The organism is Klebsiella terrigena, from assembly GCF_012029655.1.
Lineage (GTDB): Bacteria > Pseudomonadota > Gammaproteobacteria > Enterobacterales > Enterobacteriaceae > Klebsiella > Klebsiella terrigena.
The window spans coordinates 1,906,951-1,922,335 of record NZ_CP050508.1 but is presented as its reverse complement, the minus strand read 5'-3'; the positions used below and the strand labels follow the sequence as shown (position 1 = coordinate 1,922,335).

Genomic DNA, 15,385 nt, shown 5'->3' with positions numbered 1-15,385 from the left:
TCTATCCCGATGCGCCGGCCATTCCATTTTATTTTCGGCAGAATTAAATCCCGTCGCCGTCGCTGAAATGTTTTTGCTGAGCTCGCGCCTGTTGCACATTACTGTCCGGCGGAACATCGCGAGTTAGCCATATATTCCCGCCAATGCTCGAACGCGCACCGATAGTAATTCGTCCTAATATTGTTGCGCCGGCATAAATAACGACGTCATCTTCTATTATCGGATGGCGCAGGTAGTTTTTTAGTAACTGCCCGTCTTCACCGGCAATAAATCGTTTCGCCCCCAGGGTGACCGCCTGGTAAATACGCACCCGCTTACCGACGATGGCCGTTTCGCCAATCACCACGCCGGTCCCGTGATCGATAAAGAATCCGTCATCAATCTGCGCCCCGGGATGAATATCTATCCCGGTCTGGCCGTGCGCTTTCTCGGTTATCATGCGCGCCAGCAGAGGCAGATCGAGCTGATGCAGTTCGTGGGCCAGGCGATAGTGGATCACGGCATGAATTCCCGGATAGCAGAGCAGCACCTCATCCATGCTGCGCGCGGAGGGATCGCCCTGATAGGCCGCGAGGATATCGCTGTCGAGGCGCTGGCGGATAAGCGGCAAGCGGTTAGCAAACTGCTGGACTCGCCTGACCGCCTCCTGCGTCAGCGCGTGGCTCGCGCCCTGCTCATCCTGCTCATCGGACTGATAGTAGAGTTCCAGAAGCGCTTCTTCGGTCAGCCGGTCAAGCGAGGTGCCTAACAGGTGGCCGACGTAATAATCCTCGCCCTCTTTGCGTAACTCGACATCGCCCAGCCGCATCGGATAAAGCACTTTTATCAAAGTATCGGTAACGGAATTAACGCTTTCACGGGAAGGCAAACTGCGTTTATTACGATAGTTATTTTTCGAATGTTCATCGCGCCACGCCTGACGAACGTGGCGCAGTTCATCGACGACATTATTTAAATGCCAGTTATTTTCTCTTTTCGGTAGGAGATACAATTCACCCGCTTCCGGCATAATAATATCCTTCTTAACAGCACATCGATAAATCTGTTTTCTGTGTTACCTCACTTTTATGCATTACCCACATTAAAAACAAATAACCTTATTGACTTTGAATAGCTGAAAAGAATAAATACTTACGAATCAAGATACTAAATTCAGAATGGCCTTAAGCCAGCGCTATTCAATATGACAGGCGCGCTTCCACCCGCAGTCAACGCGCCGGCCAGGCCGGCGGACACGGCGCCGAGTCTGTCCACAAAGTGGCTAGCTAACTCTGTGGATAACCTGGAGTCAGATTGCTGCAGAGGGCGTGAGGTCGACCATAGCGCCGAATGTGCAAATTTTAACCAGCAGCGAATTGCGTGCTCTATCCGCCGTCCGCTATCTCATATTTATTTATGTCTCAATGCATATCGCAGTATTATATGAAGCGTCTTAACCGACAGCCTGTAGCGATGAAGGCGGTTCGCCGCAAGCAGGTGAAGCCATCCTGCCCTGAGGATGCCAGGTCTCAGGTGAGGAGAATCCTGGCGTTACCGCTGTTCCTTAGCTATATACATATCGGAAAATTTTTGACCTCTCCAGGGACGGGACTATCCGCAGCCGGTTTGACGGGATGGTCTGAATTACAGGTGAACTGATGTTCAGCAAAAAACCCTTTCTCCGACCTATGCTTATTTTGCTCACAACCGGAGGCGTTGTACTCACGTCACTCCTGTTGTCAGGAACGATGCTGCTTTTCCAAAGGAACAATATTGAGGAGTCGCTCCTTGATAGCAATCAGGCCTATGCGCGAAAGCTTGCCGACACCACCGACCGCTACCTGACGTTTGCCCAGCGTGAGCTCGCCTGGAGCGCTGCGTCGGTCCGCAGCACCTCTTACAGCCAGAATGAAGTAGATCGGCTTCGCCTTCAGTCCGGAATGTTTAACTCCGTGGGGGTGGTCAATGCCCAGTCGGTGCTGGTTTCGACCTCCCCCTACTTACCGGCGCTAACGGGGGTGACGCTGCATTCACAGGCTAACCAACGGGCTCTGGCCGCGCGATCGCCCTTGATTTCAGACCCGTTCACGTCGGTTGCCGGGAACGAGATGATCCTGCTCTCGCAGCCCATTCTGGCACCCGATGGCCGCTATCTGGGGTATTTGGGGGGCAGTATCTATTTGAAAAAGCAGAGTTTGCTGAGCGATATTCTGAGCCTCCATTTCTATGAAGACAACATCACCATCAGCGTCGTCGATAACAATGGCCGGATTATCTTCAGCAGAGATACGTCCCAAAAGGGTTCGTTCCTCTCCATGCCTGCACAGATCCGGACTGCGTTACAGGCGAACAAAAGCGGGCACTATACCGGACTCTATGGGCAGCATAAGAGCCTGGTCGGCTATGCCAGCCTTAACCAAACCAGCTGGAATATTTTCGTTTCTACACCCGCCAATACGGTCACCCGCATGCTATGGCGGACGGTCGAAAAAATCTCCGGGTTTGTTCTCGTTATCCTTGTGCTGGTTGCGGGAAGCGTGGCCCTTTTATCCTCCTGCATTGCGCGCCCGCTGGAGCAGCTTGCAGGGCGCGTTCGCGCCACGGACAGCCTGACATCGCCGGAAAAACTCTCGACTATCAAGGCCTGGTACCAGGAAGCCGACATGCTGCGAAACGCAATGCAGAACAGCTTCCGCTCGGTATCGGCCCGCTTCGCCACGCTGAGCGATGAGGCGATGACGGACCCGCTGACCGGGCTCTATAACCGCCGGGGATTTCATGAGCAGTCGGCGCGCGTTGGGGCCGCAGAGGATCAGTACGCGATCGCCATAGACATCGATCATTTTAAAACCATTAACGATCGGTTCGGGCATGATGCGGGAGACCTCGTGCTGGTTCGTATTGCTGACCTGCTGAAGCAGACCTGTCGGGATGGGGATATCATTAGCCGCTTCGGCGGGGAAGAGTTTATTGTTCTGCTCCCTGACTCGACGCGTAACGGGGCAATGACCATGGCGGAAAGGATCCGCAGAGTCATGGCCGGGGCCACCTTCTCTCGCGCAGGACATATCACCATCTCCGCGGGCGTGGCCGGGCTGCGGGAATGCGGTGGCGACAGGGAAAAGCTCCTTCGCATGGCCGACCAGGCTCTCTATCAGGCCAAACAGCAGGGACGAAATCAGGTCGTATTCAGCGAGATAATCCCTGAGCACGGCAGTCAATGAGCACCAGCGGGATAGTGACCGTCAGGCCTGTGTTTCCGGCGCTCCGGGATTATCCCCCGGCCATAGCGACGCCTGCCGCGGCTATCGGCAGAACAAGCGCTTCTTAAAGCCAGAACGCTCTTCGCCTGATGAGCCCATTAAAAAAGCCTGCTGAGGGAACCCGGCAGGCTTTTGTTTTCTAAACGCTTACCCGCTCAGCTACGCTAGCCGCCGAACGTGGACTGTACCGCTGAATAGCCGATATTTACCGGCATTCCGGAACGACGCAGCATCGCCTCGCTGGCCCGGTTCGTCTCCACGCCCTCGCCCTGCACAAACGCCTGGATCCCCGTCGTCATGGGCAGCGGCACCTTTCGGTCCGACTCGTATTCCGCGCGGTTGCGCGAGAGCGGCTCGTGAACTTCCAGCCAGCGGCTGCCGTCCGGCTCGAGGCTATATTTCACCGGCCGATCGATAATCTGCACCCGCGTCCCCACCGGAACGTTATCGAAGAGATACTTAATGTCATCGTTACGCAAACGGATACATCCCTGGCTTACGCGCAGCCCAATACCAAAGTTCGCATTAGTGCCATGAATGGCGTACAGCCTGCCGATATAGATAGCATACAGACCCATCGGGTTTTCCGGGCCGGCTGGCACGAATGCCGGCAGGCTTTCCCCTCTTTTGGCATATTCGCGGCGAGTATTGGCCGTTGGCGTCCAGGTTGGCGCCTCCTGCTTACGCTCCACCGCAGTCACCCAGTTGCGTGGCGTTTCACGGCCCGCCTCGCCGATGCCTATCGGCAGAACCTCAACCGTGGTCCCCTCCGGCGGATAGTAGTAAAGGCGCATTTCCGCGACGTTGACCACAATCCCCTCGCGCACCGTATCGGGCAGAATAAGCTGCTGCGGGACGATCAGCGTCGAACCCGACTTCGGTAAGTAGACATCCACCCCGGGGTTGGCTTCGAGCATATTGCTCAGCCCTTGCCCGTACTGCGCGGCAAACGCCTCCAGCGGTAGCGTATTACCGTCCGGGACGATGATGGTTTGCGGACTCCCCACCAGGCGGCTTCCTTCCGGCGGCAACGGGTAGCTAACGGCCAGAACGCTCTGGCTTGACAGGATAAATAACAGAGAACAAAGCAGTTTCACACGCCGCACCATTTCCCTTCCTCAGTCGCGACAATCGTGAATGAATTATAGCTTTATTATCGAAATCTTATATACCAGCTCACGGCGGTGGGCCATGTTCCCCTGTCCACTGCCGGTACGCCGTTAGATTTGGTAATCGATCGCCGTCTCTTCCGGCTCCATCGCCTGGCGTTTAATTTCATCCAGCGACAGTCCGGCGTTACACAGCTCGATAAAGCGCCAGACGTAGTTACGCTGCAGCTGCCCGCGCTTTAGGCCTAGCCAGACGGTATTGGCATCGAACAGGTGCCGGGTTTCGAGACGCGTGAAGGTGTCAGATTCCCTGGCGTCACCCGACTGCTCGGCGACCAGCCCAACTCCCAGACCAAGCTCAACGTAGGTTTTAATGACGTCGGAATCCTGGGCGCTGAGCACGATATCCGGCATCAACCCTTTGCGATTGAAGGCCTCATCGATACGCGAGCGTCCGGTAATCCCCTGTCGATAGGTGATCAGCGGCCAGCGAGAAATGGCCTCCAGAGTGAGCGGATTCACCTGGACCAGCGGATGATCTTTTGGAACCAGCAGGCTGTGGTGCCAGCGGAACCAGGGGAAGGCGACCAGCGTCGGGTCGTTGCTCAGCCGCTCGCTGGCGATGCCGATATCGGCGCCGCCGTTATGCAGCAGGGCTTCGATTTCCTGCGGCGTCCCCTGCACCAGCTCCAGGCGAACGTCGGCAAACAGCTCGCGAAACGCTTTAATTACCGGCGGCAGGCTGTAGCGCGCCTGGGTATGCGTCGTGGCGATGGTCAAGACGCCCGAGGCGTCGTTGGTAAACAGGTCCGCAAGACGGCGGACGTTGCTGGCTTCATTAAGAATGCGTTCGGCAATCGAGAGCAGCGCTTTACCCGGTTCCGTCATCCCCAACAGACGCTTGCCGCGCCGGATAAAGATTTCGATCCCCAACTCTTCTTCGAGTTCACGAATATGACGGCTGACGCCCGATTGCGATGTGTAGAGCATATTGGCGACTTCCGTCAGGTTGTAGTCCTGACGGGCCGCTTCACGAATTATTTTTAGCTGCTGGAAATTCACCCTTTCCTCCGGGCTATCAGACATAACATATGCTCTATTGTTAAAGTCTGTTGTCCTTGCTAACAAATAATAAAAACCAGCAACTTATTCCATTCTGGAATATACGCTAACTTACCAGCAGCAGCTCACGGTTCTCCAGCGAAGGGCGGCTCACCAGCGACAGTAAAATTTCCTTCACCGCCTGCGCCTGCGGCGACAGACTGCCCTTGGCAGACATATTCAGCGATAGCGACAGGCTCATTGACGGCGTGCTGATTCGCGCCATCCAGCCGTTAGCGGCGCTACACAGCGAGCGAGCGGCGGATTCCGGCAGCACGGTGGCCCCCATTCCGCTGGCGATTGCCGCGGTTAAGGTGGTAATCGACTCGATTTCGCCGATGATTTTTGCCGACAGGCGACGCAGCGTGAAGGCCTCGGTGACCCTCGCCCGCACCGCGCTGTAATCGCGGGGCAGGAACAGATTCATCTCGGCGACCGCCGTCAGGTCAACGCTTTGCCCCGGACAATCTCGGGTACCGACCAGGTAGAGGTCCTCTTTCAGCAGCGGCTGGCTGACGATACCGGCAACCGGCGACCGCTCGTACAGTACCGCCATATCCAGCTGACCGCTGAGCAGCTTATCGTTAAGGATAGTCCCGCTGCTCTCCTGCAGATACACCATCACTTCAGGAAGCTCGTTACGGACCGTTTGCAGCAGCGGCATCGTAATGGCGGATGCTGCGGTTCCCGGCGCAAGCCCGATAGAGACCTGACCGCTGAGGATATGGCCCACGTTATTGACCGCCAGCTGCGCCTGCTCGCACTGGCGCAGAATGGTCCGGGCGTGGGTATAAAGGATTTTCCCTGCTTCCGTCGGCGTGACGCCTCGCTTAGTGCGAATCAGCAGCTGCTGGTCCAGTTCACCTTCCAGGGTCGCAACCTGCTGACTCAGCGCGGGCTGTGCGATATGCAGGACTTCGGCTGCCTGAGTCAGACTGCCAATATCGACGATTTTCACAAAATACTTCAGTCGTCTTAAGTTCATTTTGCCTCCTGTAAGGAACGCCAGTACCAACGCTGGCAGTTGAGATACAGTAGGTTTTGCAATTTACTTGCCAGTTTTATTATCCCTGGCGCAAAAGCCGCTGGACGCCGCGTAATAAGCGATTCCGATTGCTGCAGGGGATTTTTTTGCCCGGTAAGCGGATTACGATATGCCCCATAAGGGGTACATTTGCACCATCGCGGTGCGCAACGGCGCAAAAGTGGGTGAACCTCCGCAGACTGCTGAAATTGTCAGCAGTCAAACTCATTCCGATGATTCAGCCTTTGACAAGGTGGAGCACCGCCGTTAATATGCGCCCCGTTCACACGATTCCTCTGTAGTTCAGTCGGTAGAACGGCGGACTGTTAATCCGTATGTCACTGGTTCGAGTCCAGTCAGAGGAGCCAAATTTGAAAAGCCTGCTTTTAAAGCAGGCTTTTTGCTTTTCTGCATCCTGGCGTTAACTCAAAATAGCATCCAGCCTGGCAAGCACTTCATTTATCACAGCGTCTGGTATGCGTTCCAGCCGCTTGCCGTTCCGGGCAGCCATATCAATGGTTCTGGGCTGGTCGCAGCGAATAACGCCAATCGTTTTTGTCCCTGCCCCTTCCAGTGAAACGGTGAAACCTGCCGTGCGAGCAAAGTTTCCGCCGCTGGTGATGGGAACAACGACGGGTAGCCTGGTCAGCTTGTTAAACGATGCCTTCGATACAATGAGTACCGGTCGTCTTCCGCTTTGCTCGTGGCCAGCAATAGGATCCAGTGAAACGAGCCAGATTTCCCCTCTGTCCATCTACAGGATCTCCTTGCCCACCGCAGGCGCATCAATCCATTCCCGATCTTCTTCGCTCATTTCGGCGTGCGGATCGCACTGCGCCAGCAGCTCCTCAAGCGAATAATGGGGCCGTTTCTGGGGTTCAATAATCAGGCAGCCATTATCAATGGTCATACCCACTTCGCTGTCCGTCGACAGCGCCAGCGTTTTCAGCACGGCGGGAGGAACCGCCAGCATGACGGATCCGCCGACTTTTTTCAGGCGAGTTGTATACATAGAACACCTCCGGATATTATATTTTAATATAACATCTGCGGCTGGCGATGCACAATTATTCATCAGATTCATGGTGATTTCCTTTGCGTAATAAAGCATGAATAAAGGTGTTATCCATCGAAGGGCAGAGCCGGCCGTTTTCAAAGGCGGCATTGCCAGTAAAACGGCGACCATCCAGATACATCAGGTGCTTCTTTAAGATCATGAAGCAATTCGTACAGGCGGGAGCTGAGTGCGTGACAAAGAAGGCCGATAATAGAAAACTGTTTTTGTGGTTCAAAGGATTATCGCGGATCGGATAAACGAAATGCGGCGCAGCTTCCGTATATGGTCTGCGCCGTAGGAACCTCAGCGGTAGCATGATGGCCAGATGTTCTCAGGCGCAACATCTAACGCTTCAGCAACCAATCTTTCGCCTTTGGGCCAACGGCGAGTGAGCGCATTTGCCAGCGTGGAGGATGCCAGCCCTGCCTGACGGGAAAGCGCTGACAGCGAAGTGCCACGTTTTTTCAGCCCGGCGATAGTGTCGGCGGGATGCCAGTCAGACTGCATTATGCTTTGACCTCCACACCGTCGATAAACTTCGCGCCGCCAGCGGTACGCAGCCAGCGCGGGGCATTCATTTTCAGCGTGGGATCGTTGCTTTCAATCAGGGTTTCGGCAAAAGTTTCGCAGTGACCAGCGAGTACGGTGAAATCCGTAGTAGCGCTGAAAGGAACAGCAAGTGACGGGTGTTCTTGAGTGGGGATCGTAGCCATAGAGGCAGCCTCCTGTAACGGGTTTAAAACCCACCACCAGAGGTTCCAATCTCATGGGTGGCGGACTAAACGGCGAGCAGGTCAGGGCATCCAGCCACTCTGTAGATCTCAGAAACCACCTGCATCGTTGCGTCTTCGATCGCGCCTTCATTACGGCATAAAAACCAGCCGTGATGTGCAATTTCTCGCTCAAACGCCCGGGTGCAAGCAACGTGCTCTTCCAGCTTATGAATCACCGTACTACTTAGCCCACGCGATCGGCCTGCGGCCCTCGTCCATGAGATATCAGGCGCAGTAACCACCCCGACATGCAGGTCCGGCGTGCGCACGTTTCGTTCCATATTAAGCTGTAAAATCTCGGCAAATGGCACCAACCGACGAAACGCGGCATCCGAGGGATACCAGCGATCCATCAGGATAATGCTGTCCGCTGGCTGTTTCGTCAGTACCTGCCGGGAAATCCATGCACGGCTATCAGCAAAGCGCTCACAGACCTCCCATTCCAAATCCAGGGCGGGGTTTCTGGCGAGTTTGTTAACAAGGGCCATTGTTTCCCCCCTGTAGGGATCGCTTTTTTTCTCGCAAAGTCGGATGACCTTCTTGTTGTCTGCCCTTAGTACCTTCGTAATGGCTTCCAACAGCGTGGTTTTACCGGCTCCCTTGGGCCCATCCAGAGCAACAAACAGCTGACGACTCATGCTGCAAATGACGATTGATACAGGGTTTTTGTAAAGCTTGAATCTGGCAAAAGCATCTTACTTCCTTCGTATGAATAGCTGCCCACCTTCTTCTTTCGTCGGGGCAGCTGGCGCGTCAGCGCGAATCGGATAGAGGGATCTGATAAACAGACACTGATGAACATTCTGCCAGTGGTGCGACCTCCCTGGTTTAATCACCCAGGATTAGAGCCGTTTATGGTCATTATCCCTATGTTATGACCTGCGGGATGCAGTTTAAGGGATCCGCGTAGAAAACGGAAAACATCCGACACTAGGCCGTTTTTGAAGCAGGCAGGCGTTGACGGGCAGCTTTGAGCGAGGGGCGCACGTCGGTTATCACGAAAAAGTCTCGAAGATCATTGCGGAAAATATAAACAAGTCGGGATATACCGGCCTGATAATCTCAACCAGGCTCAAGGCCAAGAGTTTCCCGACGCAGCAGAGCCCATTCAATCAGTGCAGCCATAGATGGCCCCAGTGCTATTCCCAGACGCGTGAGGGAGTATTCAACACGAGGTGGGACTTCAGGGTAAAGCGTACGTAATACAATCCCATCTTTTTCCAGCTGCTTAAGCTGCTGTATGAGCATCTTTTGATTTATGCCCTCTATCCTACGTTCAAGCTCAGAAAAACGCAGTGGGGCTTTCGCGGCGAAAAGCTGGCATAAGATTATTGTCTTCCATTTGCCTTCAATAATCTTCAGTGCTTCGCTGGTAGCCTGCGCCCATACAAGTCGTTGTTCAGGTATATCGCAACGCCAGTCTCTTTCCATACTTACCTCAAAGTAAGCAACCCACTATTTTGTGTGTTCTTGTCGTTTTTACAGTAAGGAATTAGTGTATCCCCTATTGCATTCAACTTCAGGCGTTAAATATGAAAATCGGCATAATTGGTACAGGCAATATTGGCGGTACGCTTGCACGTAAGCTAAGCGAAGCTGGGCATGAGGTAAAAGTGGCGAATTCACGCGGTTTAGACGCTGTAAGGGAATTTGCCCGTGAAATTAACGCAGTGCCCGCGGACATACATGGTGTAGTTACTGACGTGGATGCCATTATTCTGTCAATTCCACTCCCGGCGCTGAGTAGTCTGCCTGATGAGCTTTTCTCGGGTTTACCTCCACATGTCCCTGTAATTGACACGAGCAACTATTATCCAGGCCTACGCGATCCGCAGATTGCTGCACTGGATGAAGGTCAGACGGAAAGCGAATGGGTTCAGGAGCAGATTGGGCATCCAGTTATCAAAGCCTTTAACAATATACTTGCCGACTCTCTGGCAGGACTGGGACTGCCTGAGGGGAGCCGCGGTCGCCTGGCGATTGCAGTAGCAGGAGATCATCCAGCCGCAGTACAGGTCACTATGTCGCTGGTTAACGATACCGGCTTTGACCCCGTTTTTTCCGGGTCTGTCGCTGAATCATGGCGTCAGCAGCCGTGCACACCTTCCTATTGCTGCGACTGGGAGGCTGCTACCATGCTGCGTGCTTTCCCTCTGGCGAAAAAGGGAGAAGGCCTGGCCCGTCTGCCTTCACTTTATGCCAGTTTCGGTAAGCTGGGGGAGGCACCGACTCATGAAAATATCATTGATAACAATCGAGCTCTCAACTGGCCTGTATAACATGGCCGCCGGCGATTAAGAAAACCGTGCCTTTCAGAGTAACGGCAAAATATCTCTTTTTAAAAAAATCGATGGTCAGATGCCGGATTAACAAATCCGTTCCAGGGATGCTTTTGGTTTGCGTTGGCGTCTGATCATTAACTTAATCCTCGAAATCCATACCCCGCTGATAATAAGCCTGTTCCTGCCGCTAAACCGTATGATCACCCCGTTAAGATGTATCGCCTCTCTACCTTAGCCCCTGCGCATGAATCTGCTGAGAGATCGTTTTCAAGTAACTTGCATTTTGATAGTTACTATGGCAATTTGCTCCCGAAAGCCACCAATCCATCCAGGCCAGCCGATGAAAAATGAACCGCTTTGCCTCGCTCCCTGCCCCATCGCCCGCAGCCTTGGCCGCATCGGTGACAGCTGGAGCATAATGATCCTGCGCGACGCCTTCGCGGGCTTTACCCGCTTTGACGAGTTCCAGAAAAGCAGCAACGTCGCGCCCAATATTCTTTCGCGCCGCCTGAAGGCGCTGGTAGATGACGGACTGCTGGAGAAGATTTGCTACAGCAGCACACCGCCGCGCTATGAATACCACCTCACGCCAAGCGGCCGCGATTTTCGCATGGTACTGCTGGCGCTGGCGGAATGGGGAAACCGTCACTTCGCACCCGAAGGCCGTCAGATGCAGTTGGTGGAAAGTGAAACCCAGCGGCGCGTGGAGCCGATCATGGTAGATAAAGCGACCGGCGAAGAGATTATCCCGGGTAAATACATCATGGTGCCGGGACCCGCAGCCTCGCCGATGATGAAATACCGTCACGAATATCTGCTACGCAAACGCGAGGGTGATAGCGGGCAAAAATTCCAACCCGAATCCTACAGAGATGCCAGCAATGAATCCGGCCAGTAAGAAAAGAGCCCTCGTCCTGGCGGCGGTCGGCGTCGCCTCACTGGCGGCAGCGAGCTACGGCGCTTACTGGTGGCATACCGGGCGGTTTATGCAGACGACCGATGATGCCTATGTTGGCGGTGACATTAGCGCCATCTCCAGCAAAATTTCCGGCTATATCCAGCAGCTAGCGGTGCAGGACAATATGGCGGTGAGAAAAGGCGACCTGCTGATTCGCATTGACGACCGCGATTATCGCGCCGCCCTGGCAAAAGCCGCCGGAGAAGTGGCGGCGCAGGAGGCCGCGCTGGCCGATATCATTGCCACCCGGCAGCTACAACAGGCGATGATTGCCGGCTCTGCGGCCTCGTTACAGGCCGCCACGGCGGCGGCCGAAAAATTGGCTAACGACAACCGGCGCTATAACGCCCTGGCCGCGTCGAGCGCGATTGCCGCACAAATTCGCGATAACGCCTCCGCCGATTACCGCCGGGCGCACGCCGAGCAGGATAAAGCAAAAGCGGATAAAACCGCGGCTGAACGCCAGCTGGCGGTGCTGGATGCCCGCCAGCAACAAACTCTGGCCGCCCTGGCGCAGGCCCAGGCTAGCCTCGAGATGGCCAGGCTGAATCTCAGCTATACCGAAATTCGCGCGCCGTTCGATGGGGTGATTGGCAACCGACGCGCGTGGTCCGGTTCGTTCGTCAGCAGCGGCACGCAGCTGCTTTCCCTGGTTCCCGCGCACGGCCTGTGGATTGACGCCAACTTCAAGGAAAACCAGTTGGCGCATATGCGTCCCGGCCAACCGGTGACCATCGTGGCCGATGTACTGCCGAACCATACCTTTAAGGGCCATGTTGTCAGCCTGGCACCGGCGACCGGCTCACGCTTCAGCATTCTTCCTGCAGAGAACGCGACGGGGAATTTCACTAAAATCGTTCAGCGCGTGCCGGTCCGCATTGCGCTGGAAGGAGAAGGGGCAAAACTTGACGTACTGCGCCCGGGGCTATCGGCGATCGTCACAGTGAACGAAAAGAGCCGCCGATGAGCACCGCTCAGGCGTTGTCCGCCCCGCAGGGTCTGTCGATGCCGATGGCGAAGAAGATCTTCGCTTTCGCCAGCATGTGCGTGGGGATGTTTATCGCGCTTATCGATATCCAGATCGTGTCTGCCTCGCTGCGGGATATCGGCGGCGGCCTGTCGGCGGGCGACGATGAAACCGTCTGGGTACAAACCAGCTACCTGATCGCCGAGATCATTATTATCCCGCTTTCCGGCTGGCTGGCACGGGTCATGTCGACGCGCTGGCTGTTTGCCGCTTCCGCGGCGGGGTTCACGCTGATGAGCCTGCTGTGCGGCTGGGCGTGGAACATCCAGAGTATGATCGCCTTCCGTGCCCTGCAGGGACTGGCTGGCGGGTCGATGATCCCGTTGGTTTTCACCACCGCCTTCACCTTTTTCCAGGGCAAACAGCGGGTCATTGCCGCCGCGACGATCGGCGGCCTGGCCTCCCTGGCCCCCACGCTTGGCCCGACGGTGGGCGGCTGGATCACCGAAAATTTCAGCTGGCACTGGCTGTTTTTTATCAACGTTATTCCGGGGATTTACATCGCGGTTGCCGTACCGCTGCTGGTGAAAGTGGATACCGCCGACTTCTCGCTGCTGCGCGGTGCAGACTACCTCAGTATTCTGCTGCTGGCGCTATCGCTCGGCTGCCTGGAATATACCCTGGAGGAAGGCCCGCGCTGGGGCTGGTTTGACGACGCGACTTTGACGATGACCGCCTGGGTCGCCCTGCTGTGCGGCGTGGCGTTTATTATCCGCACCCTGCGCCATCCGCAGCCGGTCATGGATCTCCGGGCCCTGCAGGACCGAACCTTCAGCCTCGGCTGCTATTTCTCGTTTATGGCCGGCGTCGGCATCTTCGCCACCATCTATTTAACCCCGCTGTACCTCGGCAGCGTGCGCGGTTTCAGCGCGCTGGAGATTGGCCTGGCGGTATTTTCCACCGGCCTGTTCCAGGTCATGTCGATCCCGTTTTATTCGTGGCTCGCCAACCGCGTCGACCTGCGCTGGCTGCTTATGGCCGGGCTGATCGGCTTTGCGATTTCGATGTACAGCTTTGTCCCGATAACCCACGACTGGGGTGCGGACCAGCTGCTGCTACCACAGGCTTTTCGCGGACTGGCGCAGCAGTTTGCCGTCGCGCCTACCGTGACCTTGACGCTGGGCAGCCTGCCTCCCGCGCGCCTTAAACTGGCCTCCGGGCTGTTTAATTTAATGCGCAACCTCGGCGGCGCCATCGGCATCGCCCTGTGCGGAACGGTGCTTAACGACAGGACCAATTTGCATTACAGCCGTTTGGCGGATCGTCTGAATAACGCCAACCTGGCGATGAGCGATTTTGTTCAGCGCAGCGCGGCAAACCTTGTCACTCAGGGGATCTCGCCGGATGCCGCTCATACGGCGGCGCTGAAGAATCTTTCCGCTCTGACACTGCGGGAGGCGCGAACACAGGCATTTTCCGATGCTTTTTACCTCATCATGATCGGTTTTTTGATTGCTGCGCTGCTGGTTCCATTGATGAAAAAGCCGCCGGCACACTGATATTACAGGAGAGTTTATTATGGGCGTTTCAGCTAAACGCATTGTCGTGACCGGGATGGGGATTGTTAGCCCTCTGGGCTGCGGCGTACAGCACGTCTGGCAGTCACTGCTGGCAGGGAAGTCAGGTATTACAAAGCTTAGCGAGCAAATGGTCGAAGATATTCCCTGCAAAGTGGCCGGACAGGTTCCGTCCATTGAATGCGATCCGTTGCACGGCTTCGATCCGCTGGCAACCATCCCGGCCAAGGAGCGCAAAAAGATGGATCGCTTTATCGAGTTTGCGCTGGTCGCCGCGCGTGAGGCGCTGACGCAGGCCGGGTGGTCGCCTGCATCAGCGGCAGAACAAGATCGCACCGCAACGGTCATCGCCACCGGGATCGGCGGGTTCAGCGAAATCGCCAATGCGGTACATACGACGGATGAGCGCGGGCCGCGTCGCCTGTCTCCGTTCACTATCCCCTCTTTTCTTGCCAACCTGGCCGCCGGGCATGTGTCTATCGCCCACGGTTTCCGTGGCCCCATCGGCGCGCCGGTAACCGCCTGCGCGGCAGGCGCTCAGGCCATTGGTGATGCGGCACGGATGATCCGCAGCGGCGAGGCGGATATCGCCCTCTGCGGCGGCGCAGAAGCGGCGATTCATCGCGTTAGCCTTGCCGGATTTGCCGCAGCAAGGGCGCTCTCCAGCGCATCCAATGACCAGCCGGAAGCGGCTTCCCGCCCCTTTGACCGCGACCGCGATGGTTTTGTGATGGGAGAAGGCGCCGGACTTATCGTGATTGAGTCGCTGGAGCACGCGCTGGCGCGCGGCGCCACGCCGCTGGCAGAGCTGGTCGGCTACGGCACCAGCGCAGATGCCTATCACCTGACCGCTGGCCCGGAAGACGGTAACGGCGCGCGTCGGGCCATGGAAACTGCCATTCGTCAGGCGGGGGTCACAGCAGAGGAGATTGACCATATCAACGCCCACGCCACCTCGACTCAGGTAGGCGACAAAGGCGAACTGGCGGCGATTAAAAACCTGTTTGGCACGCATCCCGTCGCCGTTACGTCGACGAAATCAGCAACCGGCCATCTGTTAGGCGCAGCCGGCGGGATTGAGGCCATCTTCACCGTTCAGGCGTTACGTGACCAGATGGTGCCGCCGACGTTGAACCTGCATCACCCCGATGAAGACGCGGAAGGCCTGAACCTGGTGGCGCTGGCGGCCCGCCCGCAGAAGATGCGTTATGCGCTGTCGAACGGTTTTGGCTTTGGCGGCGTCAACGCCAGCCTGCTGCTGAAACGCTGGGAATAATTGTTCAGTTCCCCCTCTG

The 15,385-nt window shown here is 56.1% G+C and carries 17 protein-coding genes and 1 tRNA gene; 7 read left to right on the top strand and 11 right to left on the bottom strand.

Annotated features, from left to right (window positions below; translation table 11 throughout):
• Positions 1-43 precede the first annotated feature (43 nt).
• Complete coding sequence (epsC, locus tag HCK03_RS09010; RefSeq protein WP_041146294.1) at positions 44-1,009, bottom strand: serine O-acetyltransferase EpsC; 966 nt, start codon at positions 1,007-1,009, stop codon at positions 44-46.
• A gap of 628 nt (positions 1,010-1,637) precedes the next feature.
• On the opposite strand from epsC, the gene HCK03_RS09005 reads away from it, so the two are divergent.
• Complete coding sequence (locus HCK03_RS09005; RefSeq protein ID WP_167691428.1) at positions 1,638-3,203, top strand: diguanylate cyclase; 1,566 nt, start codon at positions 1,638-1,640, stop codon at positions 3,201-3,203.
• Between the two features lie 203 nt (positions 3,204-3,406).
• On the opposite strand, the gene ldtA is transcribed toward HCK03_RS09005, so the two are convergent.
• From ldtA to nac, 3 genes are all read right to left on the bottom strand, one after another.
• Positions 3,407-4,348, bottom strand: coding sequence for a L,D-transpeptidase (ldtA, locus tag HCK03_RS09000; RefSeq protein ID WP_041147688.1), 942 nt, complete (start codon positions 4,346-4,348; stop codon positions 3,407-3,409).
• 114 nt (positions 4,349-4,462) lie between these two features.
• Positions 4,463-5,413 carry an HTH-type transcriptional regulator Cbl gene (cbl, locus tag HCK03_RS08995; RefSeq protein WP_041146296.1) on the bottom strand — a complete coding sequence of 317 codons (951 nt, stop codon included), beginning with the start codon at positions 5,411-5,413 and terminating at the stop codon, positions 4,463-4,465.
• 106 nt (positions 5,414-5,519) lie between these two features.
• Entirely contained in the window at positions 5,520-6,437 is a 918-nt protein-coding gene (nac, locus tag HCK03_RS08990) for a nitrogen assimilation transcriptional regulator NAC (protein WP_041146297.1), read from the bottom strand.
• Between the two features lie 331 nt (positions 6,438-6,768).
• Here nac and HCK03_RS08985 point away from each other — a divergent pair.
• A tRNA-Asn gene (locus HCK03_RS08985) sits at positions 6,769-6,844 on the top strand.
• A 53-nt stretch (positions 6,845-6,897) separates the two neighbouring features.
• Here HCK03_RS08985 and HCK03_RS08980 read toward each other — a convergent pair.
• The 7 genes from HCK03_RS08980 to HCK03_RS08955 all read right to left on the bottom strand — a co-directional run bounded on the left by HCK03_RS08980 (position 6,898) and on the right by HCK03_RS08955 (position 9,737).
• Complete coding sequence (locus HCK03_RS08980) at positions 6,898-7,230, bottom strand: type II toxin-antitoxin system PemK/MazF family toxin (protein WP_167691427.1); 333 nt, start codon at positions 7,228-7,230, stop codon at positions 6,898-6,900.
• A complete protein-coding gene (locus tag HCK03_RS08975) occupies positions 7,231-7,488 on the bottom strand; it encodes an AbrB/MazE/SpoVT family DNA-binding domain-containing protein (RefSeq protein ID WP_115192355.1) in 258 nt (85 codons plus the stop codon). It abuts the gene before it with no gap.
• A 55-nt stretch (positions 7,489-7,543) separates the two neighbouring features.
• Positions 7,544-7,672, bottom strand: coding sequence for a hypothetical protein (locus HCK03_RS26480; protein WP_256870073.1), 129 nt, complete (start codon positions 7,670-7,672; stop codon positions 7,544-7,546).
• A gap of 164 nt (positions 7,673-7,836) precedes the next feature.
• A complete protein-coding gene (locus tag HCK03_RS08970) occupies positions 7,837-8,043 on the bottom strand; it encodes a helix-turn-helix domain-containing protein (protein ID WP_071844950.1) in 207 nt (68 codons plus the stop codon).
• Positions 8,040-8,246, bottom strand: coding sequence for a hypothetical protein (locus HCK03_RS08965; RefSeq protein WP_143992019.1), 207 nt, complete (start codon positions 8,244-8,246; stop codon positions 8,040-8,042). Before HCK03_RS08965 ends, HCK03_RS08970 begins: the two co-directional genes overlap by 4 nt.
• A 65-nt stretch (positions 8,247-8,311) precedes the next feature.
• The gene (locus HCK03_RS08960) at positions 8,312-8,944 is read right to left on the bottom strand and encodes a dTMP kinase (RefSeq protein ID WP_167691426.1); all 633 of its coding nucleotides are present in this window, start codon (positions 8,942-8,944) and stop codon (positions 8,312-8,314) included.
• A 424-nt stretch (positions 8,945-9,368) separates the two neighbouring features.
• A complete protein-coding gene (locus HCK03_RS08955; protein WP_041146302.1) occupies positions 9,369-9,737 on the bottom strand; it encodes a winged helix-turn-helix transcriptional regulator in 369 nt (122 codons plus the stop codon).
• A 101-nt stretch (positions 9,738-9,838) separates the two neighbouring features.
• Here HCK03_RS08955 and HCK03_RS08950 point away from each other — a divergent pair, with 101 nt between their 5' ends.
• The 5 genes from HCK03_RS08950 (at position 9,839) to fabF (ending at position 15,366) form a co-directional block, all read left to right on the top strand.
• Complete coding sequence (locus HCK03_RS08950; protein ID WP_041146303.1) at positions 9,839-10,585, top strand: NADPH-dependent F420 reductase; 747 nt, start codon at positions 9,839-9,841, stop codon at positions 10,583-10,585.
• 343 nt (positions 10,586-10,928) lie between these two features.
• Positions 10,929-11,486, top strand: a complete 558-nt coding sequence (locus HCK03_RS08945) for a winged helix-turn-helix transcriptional regulator (RefSeq protein ID WP_041146304.1) — start codon at positions 10,929-10,931, stop codon at positions 11,484-11,486.
• Positions 11,470-12,513, top strand: a complete 1,044-nt coding sequence (locus HCK03_RS08940) for an HlyD family secretion protein (protein WP_228283767.1) — start codon at positions 11,470-11,472, stop codon at positions 12,511-12,513. Before HCK03_RS08945 ends, HCK03_RS08940 begins: the two co-directional genes overlap by 17 nt.
• Positions 12,510-14,072 (top strand): DHA2 family efflux MFS transporter permease subunit, encoded by a 1,563-nt coding sequence (locus HCK03_RS08935; RefSeq protein ID WP_041146306.1) that lies wholly within the window; start codon positions 12,510-12,512, stop codon positions 14,070-14,072. Before HCK03_RS08940 ends, HCK03_RS08935 begins: the two co-directional genes overlap by 4 nt.
• Before the next feature lie 19 nt (positions 14,073-14,091).
• Entirely contained in the window at positions 14,092-15,366 is a 1,275-nt protein-coding gene (fabF, locus tag HCK03_RS08930; RefSeq protein WP_123551637.1) for a beta-ketoacyl-ACP synthase II, read from the top strand.
• The last annotated feature ends 19 nt before the right edge of the window (positions 15,367-15,385 follow it).

Bases quoted from the DNA above. Each gene is read 5' to 3' on its own strand.
- epsC (WP_041146294.1), bottom strand. From the start codon at position 1,009: ATGCCGGAAGCGGGTGAATTGTATCTCCTACCGAAAAGAGAAAATAAC.
- HCK03_RS09005 (WP_167691428.1), top strand. From the start codon at position 1,638: ATGTTCAGCAAAAAACCCTTTCTCCGACCTATGCTTATTTTGCTCACA.
- nac (WP_041146297.1), bottom strand. From the start codon at position 6,437: ATGAACTTAAGACGACTGAAGTATTTTGTGAAAATCGTCGATATTGGC.
- HCK03_RS08980 (WP_167691427.1), bottom strand. From the start codon at position 7,230: ATGGACAGAGGGGAAATCTGGCTCGTTTCACTGGATCCTATTGCTGGC.
- HCK03_RS08975 (WP_115192355.1), bottom strand. From the start codon at position 7,488: ATGTATACAACTCGCCTGAAAAAAGTCGGCGGATCCGTCATGCTGGCG.
- HCK03_RS26480 (WP_256870073.1), bottom strand. From the start codon at position 7,672: ATGTATCTGGATGGTCGCCGTTTTACTGGCAATGCCGCCTTTGAAAAC.
- HCK03_RS08965 (WP_143992019.1), bottom strand. From the start codon at position 8,246: ATGGCTACGATCCCCACTCAAGAACACCCGTCACTTGCTGTTCCTTTC.
- HCK03_RS08960 (WP_167691426.1), bottom strand. From the start codon at position 8,944: ATGAGTCGTCAGCTGTTTGTTGCTCTGGATGGGCCCAAGGGAGCCGGT.
- HCK03_RS08955 (WP_041146302.1), bottom strand. From the start codon at position 9,737: ATGGAAAGAGACTGGCGTTGCGATATACCTGAACAACGACTTGTATGG.
- HCK03_RS08950 (WP_041146303.1), top strand. From the start codon at position 9,839: ATGAAAATCGGCATAATTGGTACAGGCAATATTGGCGGTACGCTTGCA.
- HCK03_RS08945 (WP_041146304.1), top strand. From the start codon at position 10,929: ATGAAAAATGAACCGCTTTGCCTCGCTCCCTGCCCCATCGCCCGCAGC.
- HCK03_RS08940 (WP_228283767.1), top strand. From the start codon at position 11,470: ATGAATCCGGCCAGTAAGAAAAGAGCCCTCGTCCTGGCGGCGGTCGGC.
- HCK03_RS08935 (WP_041146306.1), top strand. From the start codon at position 12,510: ATGAGCACCGCTCAGGCGTTGTCCGCCCCGCAGGGTCTGTCGATGCCG.
- fabF (WP_123551637.1), top strand. From the start codon at position 14,092: ATGGGCGTTTCAGCTAAACGCATTGTCGTGACCGGGATGGGGATTGTT.